Origin of the sequence: Nocardioides sp. 31GB23 (genome assembly GCF_040012395.1) — a bacterium.
Classification (GTDB): Bacteria; Actinomycetota; Actinomycetes; order Propionibacteriales; family Nocardioidaceae; genus Nocardioides; species Nocardioides salarius.
Genome location: NZ_JBDYKJ010000086.1, coordinates 1 through 18,597, shown reverse-complemented (window position 1 = coordinate 18,597; position 18,597 = coordinate 1). Strand labels below are relative to the sequence as shown.

General features: G+C 74.3%; 18 protein-coding genes. 9 read left to right on the top strand and 9 right to left on the bottom strand.

Going from position 1 to position 18,597, the window contains the following annotated elements:
• Positions 1-223: 223 nt before the first annotated feature.
• The 4 genes from ABKW28_RS20350 to ABKW28_RS20335 all read left to right on the top strand — a co-directional run bounded on the left by ABKW28_RS20350 (position 224) and on the right by ABKW28_RS20335 (position 2,894).
• A complete protein-coding gene (locus ABKW28_RS20350) occupies positions 224-1,126 on the top strand; it encodes an NAD(P)-dependent oxidoreductase (protein ID WP_348612789.1) in 903 nt (300 codons plus the stop codon).
• Entirely contained in the window at positions 1,123-1,272 is a 150-nt protein-coding gene (locus ABKW28_RS20345; protein WP_307823045.1) for a TraR/DksA C4-type zinc finger protein, read from the top strand. The genes ABKW28_RS20350 and ABKW28_RS20345 overlap by 4 nt, the downstream gene beginning before the upstream one ends.
• 87 nt (positions 1,273-1,359) lie before the next feature.
• Positions 1,360-1,842, top strand: coding sequence for an NfeD family protein (locus ABKW28_RS20340; protein ID WP_227491137.1), 483 nt, complete (start codon positions 1,360-1,362; stop codon positions 1,840-1,842).
• 5 nt (positions 1,843-1,847) lie between these two features.
• Positions 1,848-2,894, top strand: a complete 1,047-nt coding sequence (locus ABKW28_RS20335; RefSeq protein ID WP_348612787.1) for an SPFH domain-containing protein — start codon at positions 1,848-1,850, stop codon at positions 2,892-2,894.
• Positions 2,895-2,898: 4 nt separating this feature from the next.
• Here ABKW28_RS20335 and ABKW28_RS20330 read toward each other — a convergent pair whose 3' ends face one another.
• The gene (locus tag ABKW28_RS20330) at positions 2,899-3,399 is read right to left on the bottom strand and encodes a hypothetical protein (RefSeq protein ID WP_348612785.1); all 501 of its coding nucleotides are present in this window, start codon (positions 3,397-3,399) and stop codon (positions 2,899-2,901) included.
• A 110-nt stretch (positions 3,400-3,509) separates the two neighbouring features.
• On the opposite strand from ABKW28_RS20330, the gene ABKW28_RS20325 reads away from it, so the two are divergent.
• A complete protein-coding gene (locus ABKW28_RS20325; RefSeq protein ID WP_348612783.1) occupies positions 3,510-4,208 on the top strand; it encodes a hypothetical protein in 699 nt (232 codons plus the stop codon).
• A gap of 101 nt (positions 4,209-4,309) precedes the next feature.
• On the top strand, positions 4,310-5,212 hold the full coding sequence (locus ABKW28_RS20320) for a sulfotransferase (RefSeq protein WP_348612781.1): 903 nt from the start codon (positions 4,310-4,312) through the stop codon (positions 5,210-5,212).
• Here the strand turns inward: ABKW28_RS20320 and ABKW28_RS20315 are convergent.
• Complete coding sequence (locus tag ABKW28_RS20315; RefSeq protein WP_348612779.1) at positions 5,193-6,221, bottom strand: LLM class F420-dependent oxidoreductase; 1,029 nt, start codon at positions 6,219-6,221, stop codon at positions 5,193-5,195. The two genes, ABKW28_RS20320 and ABKW28_RS20315, sit on opposite strands and share 20 nt — an antisense overlap.
• 97 nt (positions 6,222-6,318) lie before the next feature.
• Positions 6,319-8,421 (bottom strand): acyltransferase family protein, encoded by a 2,103-nt coding sequence (locus ABKW28_RS20310; RefSeq protein WP_348612777.1) that lies wholly within the window; start codon positions 8,419-8,421, stop codon positions 6,319-6,321.
• A 148-nt stretch (positions 8,422-8,569) separates the two neighbouring features.
• Here ABKW28_RS20310 and npdG point away from each other — a divergent pair, with 148 nt between their 5' ends.
• Entirely contained in the window at positions 8,570-9,238 is a 669-nt protein-coding gene (gene npdG, locus ABKW28_RS20305) for an NADPH-dependent F420 reductase (RefSeq protein WP_348612775.1), read from the top strand.
• 314 nt (positions 9,239-9,552) lie between these two features.
• Here npdG and ABKW28_RS20300 read toward each other — a convergent pair whose 3' ends face one another.
• The 4 genes from ABKW28_RS20300 to ABKW28_RS20285 all read right to left on the bottom strand — a co-directional run bounded on the left by ABKW28_RS20300 (position 9,553) and on the right by ABKW28_RS20285 (position 14,554).
• Positions 9,553-11,301, bottom strand: coding sequence for an ABC transporter ATP-binding protein (locus ABKW28_RS20300; RefSeq protein WP_348612773.1), 1,749 nt, complete (start codon positions 11,299-11,301; stop codon positions 9,553-9,555).
• Entirely contained in the window at positions 11,298-13,019 is a 1,722-nt protein-coding gene (locus tag ABKW28_RS20295; RefSeq protein WP_348612771.1) for an ABC transporter ATP-binding protein, read from the bottom strand. The genes ABKW28_RS20300 and ABKW28_RS20295 overlap by 4 nt, the downstream gene beginning before the upstream one ends.
• Before the next feature lie 66 nt (positions 13,020-13,085).
• Entirely contained in the window at positions 13,086-13,568 is a 483-nt protein-coding gene (locus ABKW28_RS20290) for a DUF6328 family protein (protein ID WP_193667014.1), read from the bottom strand.
• A gap of 437 nt (positions 13,569-14,005) precedes the next feature.
• Positions 14,006-14,554, bottom strand: coding sequence for a YbaK/EbsC family protein (locus ABKW28_RS20285; RefSeq protein WP_193667015.1), 549 nt, complete (start codon positions 14,552-14,554; stop codon positions 14,006-14,008).
• Positions 14,555-14,637: 83 nt separating this feature from the next.
• Here ABKW28_RS20285 and ABKW28_RS20280 point away from each other — a divergent pair, with 83 nt between their 5' ends.
• Entirely contained in the window at positions 14,638-15,717 is a 1,080-nt protein-coding gene (locus ABKW28_RS20280) for a glycerophosphodiester phosphodiesterase family protein (RefSeq protein WP_348612769.1), read from the top strand.
• A gap of 7 nt (positions 15,718-15,724) precedes the next feature.
• Here ABKW28_RS20280 and ABKW28_RS20275 read toward each other — a convergent pair whose 3' ends face one another.
• Together ABKW28_RS20275 and ABKW28_RS20270 are read right to left on the bottom strand one after the other, a co-directional pair.
• The gene (locus tag ABKW28_RS20275) at positions 15,725-16,021 is read right to left on the bottom strand and encodes a hypothetical protein (protein ID WP_193667017.1); all 297 of its coding nucleotides are present in this window, start codon (positions 16,019-16,021) and stop codon (positions 15,725-15,727) included.
• Complete coding sequence (locus tag ABKW28_RS20270) at positions 16,018-17,178, bottom strand: PspC domain-containing protein (protein ID WP_348612767.1); 1,161 nt, start codon at positions 17,176-17,178, stop codon at positions 16,018-16,020. Before ABKW28_RS20270 ends, ABKW28_RS20275 begins: the two co-directional genes overlap by 4 nt.
• Before the next feature lie 122 nt (positions 17,179-17,300).
• On the opposite strand from ABKW28_RS20270, the gene ABKW28_RS20265 reads away from it, so the two are divergent.
• On the top strand, positions 17,301-18,597 hold a 1,297-nt coding region (locus tag ABKW28_RS20265; RefSeq protein WP_348612765.1), incomplete at its 3' end, for a PspC domain-containing protein.

Below are 18,597 nucleotides of genomic sequence, written 5' to 3'. Positions count from 1 at the left end.
GCTCGACCAACGACCGCCGTTGGTCGAGCAGTGACGAGCGCCAGCGAGGAGCGTCGCCGAGACCGGGTGAGGTGCCCGCTTGCTGTACGCCGGGTGGTTGTGGGGTCTCGGCGTCGCTCGAGCCTTCGGCCCTCGCTGCTCGACCAACGACCGCCGTTGGTCGAGCAGTGACGAGACCCTGCGGGGGAGGGGCGGCCTTCGTGGGCCTGGTTGGCTGGCGGGCATGCGCATCCTCTTCACCGGCGGCAGCGGCAAGGCCGGCCGCCACGTCGCCCCGTTCCTCGCCGACCAGGGCCACCAGGTCACCAACGCCGACCTGGTGCCGCTCGACCACCCGGGGGTGGCCGACCTCCGGGTCGACCTGACCGACGCGGGCTCGACCTACTCGGCGCTGGCCGGGCTGGCGACCTTCGACGAGCTCGACCTGCCCGAGAAGCCGGCGTACGACGCGGTGGTGCACTTCGCCGCGGTGCCGCGCATCCTGCTCACCGACGACGCGACGACGTACGCGACCAACGTGCTGAGCACCTACAACGTGCTGGAGGCCGCGACCCGGCTGGGCGTGCGCAAGGTGGTCTTCGCCTCGTCGGAGACGACGTACGGCATCTGCTTCGCGCAGGGCGAGCGGCGCCCCCTCTACGTGCCGGTCGACGAGGAGCACCCCACCGTGCCGGAGGACTCCTACGCGATGTCGAAGGTGGCCAACGAGGTGACCGCGCGCTCGTTCCAGGCCCGCACCGGCGCCGACGTCTACGGGCTGCGGATCAACAACGTCATCGAGCCCCACGAGTACGCCGAGATGTTCCCGGCCTTCCTCGAGGACCCCTCGCTGCGCCGGCGCAACGTCTTCGCCTACATCGACACCCGCGACCTGGGCCAGATGGTCCAGCGCTGCCTGGGGACCGACGGGCTGGGCTACGAGGTCTTCAACGTCGCCAACGCCGACATGTCGGTCGCCGCGACCACCGACGAGGTGCGCGAGCGCTTCTACGACGGCGTCGAGCAGCGCGGGGAGATGGGGCGCGACGAGACCTTCTACTCCATCGACAAGGCGCGCCGGCTGCTCGGCTACGAGCCGCAGCACTCGTGGCGCGACGTGCTGGCCGACCCGGGGGCGTCCTCGTGACGCAGCTCGAGGAGCGCGTGGCCCCGTGCGAGCGGTGCGGCCGTCCGGTCGGCGCCGAGCGGTTGGCGGCGCTGCCGCGGGCGACCACCTGCATCGCGTGCGCCAGCCTGCGCAAGCGTCCCTCGCGGGGCCAGACCTGCTCCTGAACCGGCGCGGCGTGCGGGACCGGCCCAGTCGTCCGACCCGTGCCCTCCGATCCCCCCGGGGGTACTCTTGAGGGTCATCACGAACGGATGGACGGTTCCATGTGGTGGTTGCTCTGGCTGGTAGCGGCGGTGGTGCTCGGCGCGGCGGAGTTCGTCACGCTGACGCTGTTCCTCGGCCTGCTGGCGGGCGCGTCGCTGGTCGCCGCGGTGGCAGCCGGCCTCGGTGCCTCGGTGCCCGTGCAGCTGCTGGTCTTCGCCCTCACCGGCGGGGTGGGCTTGGCTGCGGTCCGGCCGATCGCCAGGCGCAACCTGACGCTGCCGCCGCCCTCGCGCGAGGGCAGCGACGCCCTCGTCGGACGCTCCGCGCTGGTCACCCGCGAGGTCACCGCCGACGGAGGCCTGGTGCACCTGTCGGGCGAGGACTGGTCGGCGCGGGCCTTCGACGAGGACCTGGTGATCCCGCCCGGCGTCCGGGTCGACGTCTTCGGGATCGAGGGCGCGACCGCCGTGGTCCATCCGCGTGACCCGCTGCCGGACCAGCTGCGGGAGCCCGACCCCCTGGAGGAGTGAGTGCCGTGGACCTGCTCGTGCCGATCGCCGTCCTGGCCGCCCTGGTCGTCTTCGTGGTCGCCTCGGCGATCCGGATCGTGCCGCAGGCGCGCCGCTACAACATCGAGAGGTTCGGTCGCTACCAGCGCACCCTGCAACCCGGCCTCAACCTGATCATCCCGCTCGTCGACCGGGTCAACACCAAGCTCGACGTCCGCGAGCACGTCTACTCCTCCGACCCCAAGCCGGTCATCACCGAGGACAACCTCGTGGTCGCCATCGACACGGTGCTCTACTACCAGATCACCGACCCGCGGGCGGCGGCGTACGAGGTGGCCGACTACCTGCAGGCCATCGACCACCTGACCGTCACCACGCTGCGCAACCTGATCGGCTCGATGGACCTCGAGAGCACCCTGACCTCGCGCGAGACCATCAACACCCGGCTGCGCGAGGTGCTCGACGAGGCCACCGGCCGGTGGGGCATCCGGGTCAACCGCGTGGAGATCAAGGCCATCGACCCGCCGACCAACATCAAGGAGGCGATGGAGAAGCAGATGCGCGCCGAGCGCGACAAGCGCGCCGCGATCCTGCACGCCGAGGGTGAGCGGCAGGCGCTGATCCTGACCGCGGAGGGCACCCGCAACAAGCTGATCCTCGAGGCCGAGGGCCGCCAGCAGGCCACCATCCTCGAGGCGGACGGCGAGGCGAAGGCGCTCGAGCGCGTCTTCCAGTCGGTGCACGCCAACGACGCCGACCCCAAGGTGCTGGCCTACAAGTACCTCGAGATGCTGCCGCGGCTCGCCGAGGGCGGCAACAGCTTCTTCGTGATCCCCGGGGAGCTCACCGAGGCGGTCCGGACCGTGACGGCGGCGTTCGCCCCCGAGCACGCCCCCGAGCACGGGGTCGGCCAGGACCGCCGGGCGCCGGCGCGACCCGTGCGCGAGCCGGCGCATCGCATCGGCCCGGTGGCCCGGCCGCAGGCCATCGAGGCCGAGGCGGCCCGGGCGGCCGAGCTGGCCCGCGCCGCGGCCGACGAGGCGAAGAACGAGGTCGAGCGCGCCAGCCTGTGAGCGCTCAGTCGGTCCAGCTGCGGTGGAGGGCCCGCGGCAGCGCCCACACGCCACGCTCGGTCAGTCGCTCCTGGTCGTCGAGCACGCCGAGGGCCCGCCAGCGCGGTGCCAGGTGGTCCAGCGCCGCCGCCATGACCGCGAGGTGGCCGTCGGGGTCCTCGATCTCCCCGTCCACCTCGTCGAGGGCGACCACGTCGGCCTGCACCTGGGCCGCGTCGAGGTCGCTGCCGGGGCCGCGGCGTACGACGCCCAGGGCCAGGCCGAGCCAGTCGACGTGCTGCAGGGCCATCACCGCGGCCAGCGACTCCACCTCGTCGTCGCCCGGCAGCTCCGACGGCGAGATGGTGTCGACGAGCTCGTCGAGCCACGCGGCCCTGCCGTCGGGGACGTCCTCCACGCCGGGCACTCGCTCCGCGAGGTAGCGCGCGGCCTCGCGGTCCACCGCCGCCCACTCCTCGAGCCAGGCGTCGGACTCCTCGTCGCTGGGCACCCAGTCGTCGGTCATGGGACGACGCTAGCGCGACTCGGGGTCGGGACGCACCGTCCGACGCGAGCTCTTCCGCGGGAGGGTGGCCAGTGCGCAGACTGGGGTGACGAGACGGGGAGGTGCGGCGAGTGCGAGCAGCGGTGGAACGTGGGAAGCGGACCGGCGGGCTCGGCGCGGCGGTGCTCCTCGTCGTCGCCGGGGCGCTGCTGGTGGCGGCGTCGTGGCAGCGCTGGGCCGACGTCTGCGGGTGGGGCGAGAGTGGGAGCACGGCGTGCCTGGAGCGTCAGGACCACCGCTTCGACGTCGTGGTGCCCGGAGCGCCGTGGGAGCCCGTCGGGGCGGCCGCCCAGCTGGCGGGTGGGTCGCTGCTGGTCCTCGCCGCCGCCCTCGTGCTGCTGCCGTGGGCCCTCGTGGGGCGTCGGCCGGGTCTGGTCACCGCCGCCGCGACCCTCGCGGGGGCGCTGGGCACGGCGGCCGTCGGCGTCGCCACCCTCCGTTCCGGGCTCACCGGTGATCTCGTCGACCCGGTCGGCGGGGGCGTCGCGGGCGCGGCGTGGGTGCTGCTGCCTCCTGCGGTGGCGGTGCGGCTGGCGGTCTCGGCGCGCGGGCCACGGCTCGCCGCCGCGGTCCTGCTGGTGCTCGCCGCCCCGCTCGTGGCGGCGTTCTCCTACGCGGTCGGGCCCTACGACGCCCAGCCGTGGTGGGAGGCGGTCTCGGGCGTGCTCCTGGTCGGCGCCGGCCTGTGCCTGCTCACGGCTGACGTCGCCCGGCGCAGCCGCGGTGGGCGGGGGAGAGTGCGGTCCCGCGAGCTCGACCACGCCGTGTGAGCAGGCCGGCGACCTGACCGACGGCCTGGCGCGTGGAGGGCGGCACGCCAACAGCCGCGACCCCGTGCGCTGGTCCCGCTGCTCCCGTGGAGGATGGGAGGATGGTCGACGAGGTCACGACGCGGCGGGTTCCCTACACGGTGACGATCGCAGGGGTGCAGAAGGCTGCGACGAGCACGCTCTACTCCCTGCTGGCTCGCCACCCACGCGTGGCCGGTGGTGGCAGCAAGGAGGTCCACTACTTCGACGACGAGACGCGCGACTGGTCGAGGCCCGCCCACGGCGACTACCACGCGGTGGCCGAGAAGGAGCGCCAGCGGTTCGGGGTCGACGCGACACCGTCGTACCTGTTCTGGCCCGGAGCCATGCGCCGCATCGCCGCCTACGACCCGCAGATGCGGGTGATCCTGAGCCTCAGGGACCCCATCGAGAGAGCGTTCTCCCAGTGGTCGATGACCTACGGACGCCGTGCGGGCGACCACCCCGCCTTCGCGGAGCTGGTCGAGTCGTCCCTCGCGATGGGCGACGTGTCCCGTGGTGGGCCGGCCGGGGTGAGCAACGGGCAGCTGCGCAAGCGGAGCCTGGTGCAGCGGGGCCTGTACGGCGCCCAGCTCCGAGAGGCGCTGCTCCACCTGCCGCGCGAGCAGTTCCTGGTCATGGACTTCCGCGACGTGGTCGGTGACCTCACCGGGGCCGCTCGACGGATGACGACGTTCCTGGGCCTGCCGCCGTTCAGGAAGGCGGCGCCGGCCCTCAGCGCCAACCCCTCCCGCTCCAACCTGGTCGCCCCGCCCGTCACCGGGGCCCTGGTCCGCCGGCTCGCCGAGATCTACGCCGACGACCTCGCGCTGCTGGCGACCGAGGTCGACCTCGACGTCGCGGCCTGGTCGACCTCGCGGGTGCTGGCCGGCAGCCTCGACCCCGACGACCTCGCCGAGCGGCTGAACCGCAAGGCCGGCCTGGTGCAGCCGGCCCCGCCCGGGGTCAGGCCAGCCACTCCTTGACCTGCGCGATGGTCGCGGCGGGGTCCTCGGTGGCCGGGTTGACCTGCAGGTTGGTGACGCCGGCCTCGCGGAAGGCGGCGATGCGCTCCTTGACGTACGACGCCGGCCCGACCAGGTTGCCGGCCTCGAGCCACTCGGTGGGCACCAGCGCCTCGGCCTCCTTCTTCTTGCCGTCGAGGTAGAGGTCCTGGATCTGCTTGGCCTCGGCCTCGTAGCCGTACTGGCAGGCGAGCTCGTTGTAGAAGTTCTTGCCGCGCGCACCCATGCCGCCGACGTACAGGGCGTACATCGGGCGCATGAAGTCGAGCATGCCCTTGACGTCCTCGCCGATGGCGACCATGCCGCCGGCGCTGACCTCGAGCGGGGCCAGCTCGTCGGAGCGCTTGGCGCGGCCCTTGGCCAGCGCCTCGCCCCAGACCGTCTCGGCCTTCTCGGGGTAGAAGAGGAAGGGCAGCCAGCCGTCGGCGACCTCGGCGGTCATCGCCACGTTGGCGTTGCCGAGCGCGGCCACCCACAGCGGGATCGAGGAGCGCTCGGGCTTGTTGAGCAGCTTGAGCGGCTTGCCCAGGCCCAGGCCCTGGTCGGCGGGCAGCGGGAGCGTGAAGATGCCGTCGGCCTCGAGGCGCTCGTGGCGCAGCCCCGAGCGCAGCAGCCGGATCACCTCGCGGGTGCGGCCCAGCGGCTTCTCGTAGGCCATGCCGTGGAAGCCCTCGATGACCTGCGGCCCCGAGGCGCCCAGGCCGATGACCGCACGGCCGCCGGACACGTTGTCGAGCCCCGCGGCCGTCTGCAGCAGCGCGCCCGGGGTGCGGGAGTAGACGTTGAGGATGCCGGCGGCGATCTCGACCGTCTCGGTCTTCGCGGCCAGGTAGCCCATCAGCGTGGGGGCGTCGAAGCCGTAGGGCTCGGCCACCCAGATCATGTCCAGACCGGCCTTCTCCAGGTCGACGACCTGGTCGGCGGTCTCTCGCGGGTTGCCGGCGTAGACGAGCGGCATCGACAGCTTCATGGGTCCCCTTGCGGTGCTGAGATCGGCGTACAACGTCGGTCGTGACCGTAGCAGTGCCGCTGTCAGGGTCCCGCGGGTCTTGGTCAGCCGGTCATCTTCAGCCCGTCATCTTCAGGGCCCGGCCCAGCGAGCCGGCCAGCCCGGCGGCGTACTCGGTGGTGAGGTGGTCGGTGTCGCGGTAGGTCAGGGTGCCGCCGACCACGACCGGGCAGTCGCCCTCGAAGCACAGCCACGGCGTCGGGTCGACGACCTCGGCGCCGGCCAGCAGCGCCGACTTCACCACGACGTCGCCGAGGATCGTGGCGCGCTCGACCGGCTCGAACATGCAGCTGCCGAGGCTGGGGGTCGCCGAGGTCAGGCACTCGCCCGGGTCGGTCGCCGACTTCGGCACGTCCTTGACGACCACGACCCGCTCGGCGTGGGCGCGCAGCTCGTCGAAGAGCTCGTCGTAGCCGCGCTCGAGCTCGGGCGCGACCTTCTCGATCGTCAGCACCCGCCGGCCCTCCACCCACACGCCGTTGACCGGCGGGGCCGAGGAGACCACGACGAGGTCGGGGGAGAGCGCGGCCACCTGGTCGGAGACCCAGTCCTGGAACTCGTCGCAACCGGTGAAGACCACCGCCTGCTTCAACGGCGCCACGCTCACGTGACCGGCCGGGCACTGCGGCTTGACCAGGTAGAAGGCCCGCCAGCCGGAGTCGAGGGTGATCCGCTCCAGCGCCGGGATCCAGGCCCGGGCGTGCGAGTCGCCGATCACCACGACGGTGCGCTCGCCGGCGGGGTCGCCGCGCACGCACAGGCGGCGTACGTCGTCCTCGTAGTCGCAGGCGCCGACGTCGGCCACGCTCTGGCGCAGGTCGAGCAGGTCGGGGGTCAGGTCGCTGGGGATCGCCACCTCCTCGCGCGCGGCGCGCACCGAGGCCTTGACCAGCGCGACCGTCTCGTCGTGGTGGTCGCGGTCGCGCACCGCGATGGCGGGGTTGTCGCCGCCCTCGCCGCCGCGCCACTCGGTGTAGTGCCACGAGCCGGCCGCGGCGCCCACGACCAGCAGCAGGCTGGCCGGGTAGAGCACCAGCGGGCGCGGCGAGGGCAGGCGCACGGCGACCCGGCCGCTGCGGAAGGGGGTCTCGACGAACCGGTAGGTCAGCGCCGCCAGGTTGAGCACCACGAGCACCGCGACGAGCCGCTCGGTGACGGTGAGCGCCCGGCCCAGGTGCTGCTCGGTGATCACCAGCGCCGGCCAGTGCCACAGGTAGAGCGAGAACGACCAGTCGCCCAGCGTGCGGGCGGGGCGGCAGGTCAGCAGCCAGCGCACCGGGCCGGGCTGGCCCGCGGTGGTGCTGCCGGCGGTCACCAGGGCGGCGGCGCCGAGGACCGGCAGCAGGGCGGCGTACCCGGGGAAGGCGGTGGCGGGCGAGATGACGACGCCGGCGACGACCACCGCTCCCAGGCCGCCCACCGCGAGCAGCCACGCGGCCGCGGGCGGCACCCGGGGCGCGAGCCGTGGCAGCACGAGCGCGAGCACCGCGCCGACCCCGAGCTCCCAGACCCGGGCGGGGGTGGAGAAGTACGCCGCCGCCGGGTCGGCCGCGGTGGCAGCCAGCGACCACGCGAAGGAGGCGCCGCTCACCACGAGCAGCACCACCAGCAGCGCCCGGCGGGTCAGGTGGCCGCGGCCGCCCCGGCGCGCCAGGGCGGCGAGCCCGAGCAGCAGCAGCGGCCAGACGACGTAGAACTGCTCCTCCACGGCCAGCGACCAGTAGTGCTGCAGGGGGGAGGGGCCGGTGCCCTCGGCGAAGTAGGAGACGCCCTCGTCGGCGAAGTGGATGTTGGCCGCGAACAGGCCCGACCACACGGTGTCGTCGACGAGGTCACGGGCGTTGACCAGCGGCAGCCACACCAGCGCGGACAGCAGCGTCACGACGAGCACGAGCGTGGCGGCCGGCAGGATGCGGCGTGCTCGGCGCGACCAGAACCCGGTCAGGGACAGGCGGCCCTCGGCCTCGACCTCGCGCACCAGCAGACCGGTGATCAGGAAGCCGGAGATGACGAAGAAGACGTCGACCCCGACGAAGCCGCCGGCGAGGAAGGGCACCCCGGCGTGCGCGGCGATGACCAGCGCGACGGCCAGGGCACGCATGCCCTGCACGTCGTCGCGGTGCCGCGTGCCACCGGTTGCCGCCACCTCGTGCCTCCCCATGTCCGAGCCCGTGCTCGACCTGCCTCCACGGTCTTAACAAGTGACCGGGCCGATCGTTACGGGCCACGAGGGTGCCATGATCGCCGGGCGCCCGGGCGGGACCCGCCCGCGGCGGCCCAGACCTTCGCCGAGCTTGAGGAGCACCAGCGTGACGACCTACCGCATCGCAGTGATCGGCGGCACCGGCCCGCAGGGCAAGGGCCTGGGCTACCGCTTCGCGAGGGCCGGTCACAGCGTGGTGCTCGGGTCGCGCTCCGCCGAGAAGGCCGGCCCCGTCGCCGACGAGGTCACCGAGCGGCTCGCGGGCGTCGAGGGCGCCGGCTCCGTGACCGGTGCCGCCAACGCCGACGCGATCGGCGAGGCCGACGTGGTGCTGCTCGCCGTGCCGTACGACGGCCACGCCGAGCTGGTCGAGTCGCTCCCGCTCGCGGGCAAGACGGTCATCTCCTGCGTCAACCCGCTCGCCTTCGACAAGCGCGGCGCCCACGGCCGGGTCATCGACGGCGGCGAGGGCTCCGCGGCCGAGGAGGCCCAGCGCCTGCAGCCCGAGGCCACCGTGGTCGGCGCCTTCCACAACGTCTCCGCGGTGCTGCTGTGGGGCGAGGACGACTACCTCGACGAGGACGTCCTCGTCGTCGGCGACGTCGTCGAGGCCAAGGAGGTCGCCATGGACCTCGCCGAGTCCGTCACCTCCCGCCGCGGCATCGACGCCGGCAAGCTGCGCCTGGCCCGCCAGCTCGAGCCCTTCACCGCCGTGCTCATCTCCATCAACCGCAAGTACAAGACCCACGCCGGGGTGCGCATCTCCGGCGTCTGACCCCGCCGTCGGTCGAGCAGTGACGAGCGCCAGCGAGGAGCGTCGCCGAGACCGGGTGAGTGATCCGCTCGCCGTACGCCGGGTGGTCGCGGGGTCTCGGCGTCGCTCGAGCCTTCGGCCCTCGCTGCTCGACCAACGGGTGGCCGCGGCGTGGAGTGGTCACAGACGACGCTGGCGGGGGCTCAGAGCTTGTCGTTCGTGACCACTGCGGCCCCGGCCGTTGGTCGAGCAGTGACGAGCGCCAGCGAGGAGCGTCGCCGAGACCCGGTGCGTGGCGCGCGCGCCGTACGCCGTGGACTCACGGGGTCTCGGCGTCAGGCGCGTCCGTGCCAGGACTCCCACAGGTCGGCGTAGGAGCCGCCGTTGGCGATCAGCTCGTCGTGGGTGCCGAGCTCGGTGATCCGGCCGCCGTCGACGACCGCGACCCGGTCGGCGTCGTGGGCGGAGAAGAGGCGGTGCGCGATCGCGACGACCGTGCGTCCCTCGAGCACCGAGGCCATCGAGCGCTCGAGGTGCCGGGCGGCGCGCGGGTCGATGAGCGACGTCGCCTCGTCGAGCACGAGCGTGTGCGGGTCGGCCAGGACGAGTCGCGCCAGGGCGACCTGCTGGGCCTGGGCGTCGGTGAGGGCGCGCCCGCCCGAGCCGACGAGGGTGTCGAGGCCGGCGGGCAGCGCCTCGACCCAGGACCGCGCGTCCACCGACCCCAGCGCGGCCAGCACCGCGTCGTCGTCGGCGGTGGGCCGGGCCAGCACCAGGTTCTCGCGGACGGTGCCGACGAAGACGTGGTGCTCCTGGGTCACCAGCGCCACGTGGCCGCGCAGCTCGCCCAGCGGCAGGTCGACCAGCGGCACGCCGCCGACGGTGACCGCGCCCTCGCGCGGCGGGTGGATGCCGGCCATCAGCCGGCCCAGCGTCGACTTGCCCGCACCCGACGGTCCGACCATCGCGATCCGTTCGCCGACCCCCACCGACATCGACACGTCGTGCAGCACGTCGCGCCCGCCGTCGTACGAGAACCGCACCCGGTCGACGTCGAGCTGCTCGTCGACCGGCCGGGCCTCGCCCTCGGTGCGGTCGTCGGGCACGTGCGCGACCCCGAGCAGCCGGGCCAGCGACGCGGCGCCGGCCTGCAGCTCGTCGAGGATCGAGACGATCCGGTCGACCGGGTCGATGAGCATCTGCACGTAGAGCGTCGCGGCGGTCACGTCGCCGAGGGAGACCTCGCCGCGGGTGTAGAGCCACCCGCCGAGCAGCAGCGTCGCCACCGTCGGCACCAGGTAGGACAGCTCCATGCTGGGGAAGAACACGGTGCGCAGGTGCAGCGTGTACTTCTCGGCGTCGTAGGAGTCGCGGATGTCGTCGTCGACACGGGTGATCTGCTCGCGCTCGAGGCCCAGCGCCTCGACGGTGCGCGCGCCCTCGACGGTCTCGGTCAGGCTCGCGCTGATCGCCGAGTACGTCGCCGACTCGCGCAGGTAGCCGTCCTTGGCGCGTGCCAGGTACCACTGCAGGCCGACCACCAGCGGCGGCACGCCCAGCAGGCACGGCAGCGCCACCCACCAGCCGATGCTCAGCGCGGCGGCGAGCGTGAGCGCCGCGGTGACCACGGCGATCGTCCACTCAGGCAGCGCCATCCGCACCGACCAGCCGAGCTGGTCGACGTCACGGCTGGTGCGGGTCAGCAGGTCGCCGGACCCGGCCGACTCCACGACCCCGACCGGCAGCGACAGAGCGTTGTCGACGAAGTCCTCGCGCAGGTCGGCCAGCACCTGCTCGCCCAGCACCTGGCTGACGTAGCGGGCGTAGCGGGTCAGCACCGTCTGGGCGACCAGGAACCCGACCAGGACCATCAGCACCCGGTCGACGTACCCGGTGGTGGTGCCCTGCTCGACCGCCTCGACGAGGTCGCCGAGCAGCCGGGGCGCCGCCAGCGCGGCCACCGCGGCCAGCACGTGCAGGCCGAGCGCGCCGAAGAGCATGCGTGGGTGGCGGCGCGCCAGCTGCTTGACGTAGCGGCGCAGCGCGGGGGTGTCGGCGACCGGGAGCCGGGTCGTGGCGCTCATCGGCCGACCTCCGCGGGAGCGACCTCGCGGGTCACCACGTGCCGGTAGTCGGCCGAGCGCTCGAGCAGCTCGGCGTGGGTGCCGGTGGCCACCACCCGGCCGTCGACGAGGAAGGCGACCTCGTCGACCGCGGCGAGCACCAGGGGGCTGGAGCTGGTCACCACCGTGGTGCGCCCGTCCCGGTGCGGGCGCAGCCGCTGGGCGATGCGGGCCTCGGTGTGGGCGTCGACGGCGCTGGTGGGCTCGACCAGCACCAGCACCTCGGGGTCGAGCGCCAGGGCGCGGGCCAGCACGAGGCGCTGGCGCTGCCCGCCCGAGAAGCTGCGCCCGCGCTCGGCGACGAGGGTGTCGAGGCGCTCGGGCAGGGCGTCGAGCACGTCCTGCGCCGACGCGGTGAGCAGGGCGCGCTCGACGTCGCCGTGGCCGGAGACGTCGAGGCGCTCGCCCAACCGGCCCGAGAACAGCACCGAGCCGGTGTGCGAGACGACGACGCGGCGGCGTACCTCCTCGCGCGACAGCGCCACCAGCGGCACCCCGCCCAGGCGTACGCCGGCGTCGTGGTCGGCGTCGCAGAGCCCGATCCGGTCGGCGAGCGCGGCCGACTCGTCGGGCTGCTCGCTGACCACCGCCACCAGGCGCCCGCCGGGCACGCGCAGCCCCGAGCGCTCGTCGACCAGGTCGGAGCCCGGCGGGGGAGAGGGCGCGGCCTGCGCCGGCGGGCCCGACTCGGGCTCCAGCGCCAGCACCCGGCAGACCCGGCGGGCCGAGACCAGTCCGCGGATCAGCTTGTTGGCGTACTCGGTCGCGGTGCGCAGCGGGATCATCAGGAACGCGGCGTAGCCGTAGAAGGCGACCAGCTCGCCCGGTGAGATGCGCCCAGCGACGGCGTACCGGGCCCCGAGCCAGACCACGACCACGACGAAGACGCCGGGCAGCAGCACCTGCAGCGCGTCGAGCAGCGACTGCAGCCGCGCGACCTGGACGCCGGCGCGGCGGGTGGCCTGCGACTCGCGGGCGTAGCGGGCGTGGAAGACCTGCTCGCCGCCGATGCCGCGCAGCACCCGCAGGCCGCTGACGATGTCGGTGGCGGTGTTGGACAGCTCGCCCATCAGGTGGCGCTGGTGGGTGCTGCGGCGCTGCAGCGGCGCGAGCAGCGGGCCGATCAGCAGCACCAGGGTCGGCACACCGAGGAGCACCACCAGCCCGAGCGTGGTGGAGGTCTGCAGCAGGATCACCGCGACCAGCACGAACGACACGACCGCGCCCGCGAACCGCGCCGACACGTCCATCACCTGCCCCAGGTGCGACAGGTCGCTGGTGCCGATGGCGACGACCTCGCCGGTCGAGACCTGGCGCGGCAGGCTGCCGCCGAGCCGGACGCTCTGGCGGGTCACCAGCTGGACGGTGCGGTAGGCGGTGGTCAGCCAGTTGGTGACCGCGAAGCGGTGCCGCACGATCCCGCTCGCCGCCTGCACGAGCCCGACCACGAAGAGCAGCCCGGTCCACATCAGCAGCGCCGAGGAGTCGCGGTCGGCCACGCCCCGGTCGATGGCCCGACCGATCAGCGCCGGCAGCACCGCCTGGCTGCTCATCCAGATGACGCCGAAGAACATCCCCAGCGCCAGGGTGTGCCACTGGCCGCGGGCCAGCCACCACAAGAAGCGCCCCGGGGAGCGGTGGTCGGCGGTCCCGGGATCGTCGAAGGGCAGCGCGCGCACAGCAGAAGGTAGAGCGTGACGGGCCGCTCCCGCTAATCCATTTCGGCCCGCGGGTGAGGAGCCCTCTCAGGAGGAGTGGCGCAGCATCCGCTCCGGCACGCCGACGAGCAGGAGCAGCACCACCACCAGCAGGGGCACCCCGACCACGATGCCGGCCGCGCGGCCCAGCACGACGTCGAAGACGAACATGCTGATCCCGACGAGCAGCAGGCCGATGCCCGTGAGCACGCCGGCCACGAAGAGCTCGGCCACCCGCACCAGCCGCTGCTTGACGTGGCGCCCCGAGATCCGGCGGTGCACCGCGATCGGCGTCACCACCAGCGCGGTCGTCAGCAGCGCGACCAGCACGATCACCAGGTAGAGGGTGCGCTGGTAGGTGTCGAGCTCGTCGAACTTGCTCTGGAACGGCAGCGTCAGCAGGAACCCCGCGATCAGCTGGGTGCCGGTCTGCATCACGCGCAGCTCCTGCAGCAGGTCGTTCCACTTGCGGTCCGCCTGCTCGTCGACCGTCTCCTCGCGCCCCGACCCCTGTGCGTCCCTGCTCGCCATGACGGCAATTTACCTAAGTGCCATCGCCCCCGTTGGTCGAGCAGTGACGAGCGTCAGCGAGGAGCGTCGTCGAGGCCGGGTGACCGACGTGCTCGCCGTACGCCCTGTGGTCACTGGGTCTCGGCGTCGCTCGAGCCTTCGGCCCTCGCTGCTCGACCAACGGGTGCTTGCGGCGTGTGGAGTGGTCACAGACGACGCTGGCGGGGGCTCAGTGCTTGTCGTTCGTGACCACTGCAGCGGTGGCCACCGTTGGTCGAGCAGTGACGAGCGCCAGCGAGGAGCGTCGCCGAGACCTGGTGAGGACCGCGCTCGCCGTACGCCATGGGGTCACGGGGTCTCGGCGTCGCTCGAGCCTTCGGCCCTCGCTGCTCGACCAACGGCGGTGGCGCCCTCGCTGCTCGACCAACGGCCGCCGTTGCGCGACCCCCGGCGCGGGGCTAGGGGGTGAGGGCGAGGTCGTCGACCTGCTCGGCGCCGGGGAGGGCGGCGACGAGGTGGCCGGGCACGAGCAGCTTGGAGCGGCGCAGGCCGGAGCCGAGGACGGCGACCTCGATGTCGGCGACGCGGGCGTCGACCAGCACCCGCCAGGCCGCGGGCAGGCCGGCGGGGGTGATCCCGCCGTGCTCCATGCCGCTCTCCTCGGTGGCGCGCTCCATCGGCAGGAACGAGCACTTGCGCACGTCGAGGGTGCGCTTGACGAAGCCGTTGACGTCGGCGCGGGTGTCGGCGCGCACCACGCAGGCCGCGACCCGCTCCTCACCGGCCCGCTTCCCCGAGACGACCACGCAGTTGGCGCCTGTGGTCATCGGGAGGTCGTAGGCCTCCGAGAGGGCCGCGGTGTCGGCCAGGGCCGGGTCGATCGCGGTGACCGCGACCTCGTCGACGTGCGCCCAGCCGGCGAGCGCGGCGGCCACGGGGGCGGCCAGCAGGTCGAGGTGCTCACGGACGGGCAGCGGCTGCAGGGCGCCGAGGGTCGGGAGGCTCATGTGTCCATCCTGCCGTCCAGGCCTCACCCGCCGTTCACCTGCGCGTCGCCGCGCCGACCCCACCCCCACGCAACCTGGAGGTCGTGACCACGCAGCAGCACCGTCCGCTCCGTCGTACGTCGTCCCTGGCCGTCACCCCGGCCGTCGTCGCCCACCGCGGCGCCAGCGGCTACCTGCCCGAGCACACGCTCGCGGCCTACCGCGCGGCCATCGACCTGGGCGCCGACGACATCGAGCTCGACCTGGTCAGCACCCGCGACGGGGTGCTCCTGGCCCGCCACGAGCCCGAGCTCTCGCACACCACCGACGTCGCCGAGCACCCCGAGCTCGCCCACCTGCGCACCACCAAGGTCGTGGGCGGCGCCGAGGTCACCGGCTGGTTCGCCGGCGACCTGAGCCTCGAGCAGGTACGCCGCCTGCGCGCGCGTGAGCGCCTCGCCGAGCTGCGGCCCGGCTCGGCCGCCCACGACGGGCTGCACCCGGTGCCGACCTTCGACGAGGTGCTGGGCATGGTCGCCGAGGAGTCGGCCGCCCGGGGGCGCAGCATCGGCGTGATGGTCGAGCTCAAGGACCCGGCCTGGTCGGCCGCCGAGGGTCTGTCCTTGGTCGAGCCGCTGGTCGCCGACCTGCGCCGCCACGGCCTCGACCACGCCCGCTCCCGTGTCACTGTGATGTCCTTCGAGCCGACCGTGCTGCAGGCGCTGGCCCCGCTGCTGCGGGTGCCGCTGGTGCAGCTGCTCGGCGAGCTCGACCGGCGACCGGCCGACCTGGCCGCCCTGGGCGACCCGCGCACCTTCGCCGACCTGGCCTCCCCGGCCGGCCTCGCGGCCATCGAGCGGTACGCCGACGGCGTGGGCGCGCGGCACAGCCTGGTCGTCCGCGACGTGGCCGGTCGCATGGTCGCCTCCGACCTGGTGCGCGACGCCCACCGCGAGTGGCTGACCGTGCACGTGTGGACGCTGCGGGCGGAGGCGGCGTACCTGCCGGCGCCCTTCCGAAGCCAGGAGGCGTACGGCGACCTCGCCGGCTACGCCTCGCTGCTGCTCGACCTGGGCGTCGACGGGCTGATCACCGATCACCCCGACGTCGTCGTGGCCGCCCGCGACGCCCACGCGGGCGGCGGCGCGAGCAGCAGCGTGCGCGCCGCCGGGCAGCACGCCTGAGCGTGGCTCAGCGGCCCGCACCGCGGCGCCGTGCGGCCCCGAGGGTGGTGGCCAGCAGCCCGGCCGCGCCGGCGACCAGCCACGGCACCGGCAGCAGCCAGCGCAGGGCGTCGCCGTCGAGGGCGTCGGCGGCCAGCACGGCCCAGATCGCGGCCAGGCCGAGGAAGGCCAGGCCCATCACCAGCTGACCCACGTTGACGGGGTGGCGGCCCTCGGCCCAGAAGCCCTGCTCAGCCGGCTCCATGGGCGGCTCCACCATCGTTGGCATCGTCTGCTCGGTCGTCTCGTTCTCGTGCTCGCTCACGGGGTCCTCATCTTGATCTCGCCGACGCCGACCTCGGCGTCGATCAGCAGGCGGGGCGCGTCGGCGTCCCGGTCGGGGCTGGTGCGTCGCAGCGCGGTGTCGATGCCGCCGCTCTCGTCGCCGAAGAGGTCGATGTGTCCGGGGCCGGAGACGCGGGCGTCGGCGAGCACCTCCAGGCCCTCGGGCACCAGGACCTCGACGCGCCCGAGGTCGACCTCGAGGGTCAGGGTGCGCCCGTCGAGCTCGTCGAGGTCGGCCACCGAGGTCAGGTCGATGACCATCTCGCCGGCGTCGAGGCGGTAGCCCTCGCCGAGCGCGGCGGCAGAGGTCGGCACCCGCAGCACGTCCTCGCCCTCGTAGTGGTCGGCGGCCGCGGCCACGCCCAGCACGGGCAGCAGGAGCAGCCCGACCAGGATGAGTCCGCCGGCGCGGCCGAAGAAGGCTCCGACGACCAGCACCGCACCCACCAGGGCCAGCGCCAGCGCCGGGTAGGCCGCGGCGGCGACCGGCGCACCGGCCAGGGCGACCGTGCCGAGCAGGCCCATCGCCAGCGCCACCAGCGCGACGGTGAAGAGGAAGAGCCGTGGTCCGCGGCGGCGCGGGGAGCGCGGCCGCGGCTGCACCGGGGGAGCGGCGGGCCCGGCGGCGCCCGGGGGCAGCGGGCCGGCCGGCGCCACGGGCGCTGCCTGGGAGGCTGCGCGGCGGTCGTCGCGGCGCGAGAGCAGCCAGGCCACGAACAGGCCGAGCAGCACCAGCGGCCACGGGAACCACCAGTCGCCGCCGGCCACGTCGCCGAGCAGCGCCAGGGCGGCCACGACGCCGACCAGCACGAGCACCACGTTGCGGTTCCTGGCGTCGAGGGCGATCGTCGCCTCGCCGGTGTCGTCGCGGGGCACGAAGAGCCACCCGGCGGCGTAGAGCAGCAGGCCGGCGCCGCCGAAGAAGGCGAGCACCACGAAGGCGACCCGCAGGATCACCGGGTCGACGTCGAGGTGGCGGCCCAGGCCGCCGGCGACGCCGGCGACGTGACGGTCGGTCGAGGAGCGGCGCAGCCGGGACAGGTCGCGCACCTCGGCGGCGCTGACGCGCGGGCCCTGGTCGTCGGGAGCCTCGCGGGGGTCCGGGCCGTGGGGGGCCTCGGGTGGTGTGGTGGTCATGGCTCCAGCCTGGCCCGGGCCGCGCGTCGCCACCATCGGGGAACACCCTGGTCCTCGCCGAGGAGATCCCGGGGATCCTCCTCATGGCCCGGGCCCGTGGGCGGTGCGACGATGGAGCCCTGATGACCAGCCCCCACCTCCAGCCGCGCACCGCCTACCGCGACGCCCACGACCCGGTGCTCGGCGGTGTGGCCGGTGGACTGGCCCGCCACCTGGGCCTGCCGGTGCTCTGGGTGCGCCTGGGGTTCCTCCTCGCCGCCGCGGCCGGCGGCCTGGGCATCGTGCTGTACGCCGGGCTCTGGCTGGTGCTGCCCACCGACGCGGGCTTCGAGCGCAGCGCCCCCGGGCTCGAGGGCGCCACCCGCGACGGGCGCCGGCCCCGGCGCGCCCGCCGGCTCGGCGACGTCGGCCAGGTGGTCGCGCTCGGCGCGCTCGCCCTCGGGCTGCTGCTGGCGGTCGAGGCCGTGCTCGGGCAGGGCGTGGTGTTCTGGCCGGTGGCCCTCGGCCTGGCCGGGGTCGCGCTGCTGTGGCGCCAGGCCGACGAGGCCCAGCGTGAGCGCTGGCTCGACACCACCGGACGCATCGACCCGGTGCGGGTCGTCTTCGGCGCGGGCGGCTGGGCGTCGTACGCGCGGGTCGGGGCGGGTGCGCTGCTCGTGGTCACCGCCCTCGGGCTGGTGTTCCTGCGCGACGGCGGCGCCGCGGCCGCCGGCGACCTGGTGCTGGCCACCCTGGTCGGGGTGGCGGGCATCGCCGTCGTCGTGGGCCCGTGGTTCTACCGGCTGGCCTCCGACCTGACCGCCGAGCGCGAGGAGCGGGTGCGCAGCCAGGAGCGTGCCGACGTCGCCGCCCACCTGCACGACTCGGTGCTGCAGACGCTCGCGCTCATCCAGCGCTCCGCCGACGACGGGTCCACCGTCGCCCGGCTGGCCCGCAGCCAGGAGCGCGACCTGCGTGCCTGGCTCTACAGCGAGGAGGCGGTCGACGAGAGCAGCGTGGCCAGCGCGCTGCGTGCCGCGGCCGCGGCCGTCGAGGACACCCACGGCGTGGCCGTCGACGTGGTCGCGGTCGGCGACGCCCCGCTCGAGGAGGCCCTGCGCCCGGTCGTGGCGGCAGCCGGCGAGGCCCTGACCAACGCCGCGCGGCACGCCGGCGTGCCGCGCATCGACGTCTACGCCGAGATCGACGACGAGGCCGTCGAGGTCTTCGTCCGCGACCGCGGGCGCGGCTTCGACCTCGAGGCCGTGCCGGCAGACCGCTACGGCGTGCGCCGCAGCATCCTCGACCGGCTGCGCCGCCACGACCGGGCGCAGGGCCTCCTCGAGCGGGGCGTCGCCGACCGCGCCCACGTCGACGGCCACGCCGTGGGTGTCCTCGACGGCCGCGGCCGCGGCCCCCAGCGCGCAGGCCCCCCTGCTC

Bases quoted from the DNA above. Each gene is read 5' to 3' on its own strand.
- ABKW28_RS20310 (WP_348612777.1), bottom strand. From the start codon at position 8,421: ATGGGGAGGCACGAGGTGGCGGCAACCGGTGGCACGCGGCACCGCGAC.
- ABKW28_RS20285 (WP_193667015.1), bottom strand. From the start codon at position 14,554: ATGAGCCTCCCGACCCTCGGCGCCCTGCAGCCGCTGCCCGTCCGTGAG.
- ABKW28_RS20270 (WP_348612767.1), bottom strand. From the start codon at position 17,178: ATGACCACCACACCACCCGAGGCCCCCCACGGCCCGGACCCCCGCGAG.
- ABKW28_RS20290 (WP_193667014.1), bottom strand. From the start codon at position 13,568: ATGGCGAGCAGGGACGCACAGGGGTCGGGGCGCGAGGAGACGGTCGAC.
- ABKW28_RS20315 (WP_348612779.1), bottom strand. From the start codon at position 6,221: ATGAAGCTGTCGATGCCGCTCGTCTACGCCGGCAACCCGCGAGAGACC.
- ABKW28_RS20320 (WP_348612781.1), top strand. From the start codon at position 4,310: ATGGTCGACGAGGTCACGACGCGGCGGGTTCCCTACACGGTGACGATC.
- ABKW28_RS20350 (WP_348612789.1), top strand. From the start codon at position 224: ATGCGCATCCTCTTCACCGGCGGCAGCGGCAAGGCCGGCCGCCACGTC.
- ABKW28_RS20300 (WP_348612773.1), bottom strand. From the start codon at position 11,301: ATGAGCGCCACGACCCGGCTCCCGGTCGCCGACACCCCCGCGCTGCGC.
- ABKW28_RS20340 (WP_227491137.1), top strand. From the start codon at position 1,360: ATGGACGGTTCCATGTGGTGGTTGCTCTGGCTGGTAGCGGCGGTGGTG.
- ABKW28_RS20330 (WP_348612785.1), bottom strand. From the start codon at position 3,399: ATGACCGACGACTGGGTGCCCAGCGACGAGGAGTCCGACGCCTGGCTC.